The sequence below is a fragment of the Escherichia sp. S10b genome (genome assembly GCF_028421345.1).
Taxonomy (GTDB): Bacteria; Pseudomonadota; Gammaproteobacteria; order Enterobacterales; family Enterobacteriaceae; genus ECMA0423.
The window spans coordinates 1-1281 of record NZ_JAHZSO010000170.1; the positions used below are offsets into that span (position 1 = coordinate 1).

Consider the following 1281-nt stretch of genomic DNA (forward strand, 5'->3'; position numbering starts at 1 on the left):
AAGAAACATCTTCGGGTTGTGAGGTTAAGCGACTAAGCGTACACGGTGGATGCCCTGGCAGTCAGAGGCGATGAAGGACGTGCTAATCTGCGATAAGCGTCGGTAAGGTGATATGAACCGTTATAACCGGCGATTTCCGAATGGGGAAACCCAGTGTGTTTCGACACACTATCATTAACTGAATCCATAGGTTAATGAGGCGAACCGGGGGAACTGAAACATCTAAGTACCCCGAGGAAAAGAAATCAACCGAGATTCCCCCAGTAGCGGCGAGCGAACGGGGAGCAGCCCAGAGCCTGAATCAGTGTGTGTGTTAGTGGAAGCGTCTGGAAAGGCGCGCGATACAGGGTGACAGCCCCGTACACAAAAATGCACATGCTGTGAGCTCGATGAGTAGGGCGGGACACGTGGTATCCTGTCTGAATATGGGGGGACCATCCTCCAAGGCTAAATACTCCTGACTGACCGATAGTGAACCAGTACCGTGAGGGAAAGGCGAAAAGAACCCCGGCGAGGGGAGTGAAAAAGAACCTGAAACCGTGTACGTACAAGCAGTGGGAGCACGCTTAGGCGTGTGACTGCGTACCTTTTGTATAATGGGTCAGCGACTTATATTCTGTAGCAAGGTTAACCGAATAGGGGAGCCGAAGGGAAACCGAGTCTTAACTGGGCGTTAAGTTGCAGGGTATAGACCCGAAACCCGGTGATCTAGCCATGGGCAGGTTGAAGGTTGGGTAACACTAACTGGAGGACCGAACCGACTAATGTTGAAAAATTAGCGGATGACTTGTGGCTGGGGGTGAAAGGCCAATCAAACCGGGAGATAGCTGGTTCTCCCCGAAAGCTATTTAGGTAGCGCCTCGTGAATTCATCTCCGGGGGTAGAGCACTGTTTCGGCAAGGGGGTCATCCCGACTTACCAACCCGATGCAAACTGCGAATACCGGAGAATGTTATCACGGGAGACACACGGCGGGTGCTAACGTCCGTCGTGAAGAGGGAAACAACCCAGACCGCCAGCTAAGGTCCCAAAGTCATGGTTAAGTGGGAAACGATGTGGGAAGGCCCAGACAGCCAGGATGTTGGCTTAGAAGCAGCCATCATTTAAAGAAAGCGTAATAGCTCACTGGTCGAGTCGGCCTGCGCGGAAGATGTAACGGGGCTAAACCATGCACCGAAGCTGCGGCAGCGACGCTTATGCGTTGTTGGGTAGGGGAGCGTTCTGTAAGCCTGCGAAGGTGTACTGTGAGGTATGCTGGAGGTATCAGAAGTGCGAATGCTG

1 rRNA gene is annotated in these 1281 nt (G+C 52.7%); it reads left to right on the forward strand.

The features are described 5' to 3' along the window. Positions 1–22: 22 nt before the first annotated feature. Positions 23–1281, forward strand: a 23S ribosomal RNA gene (locus FTE26_RS19995); the annotation flags it as partial.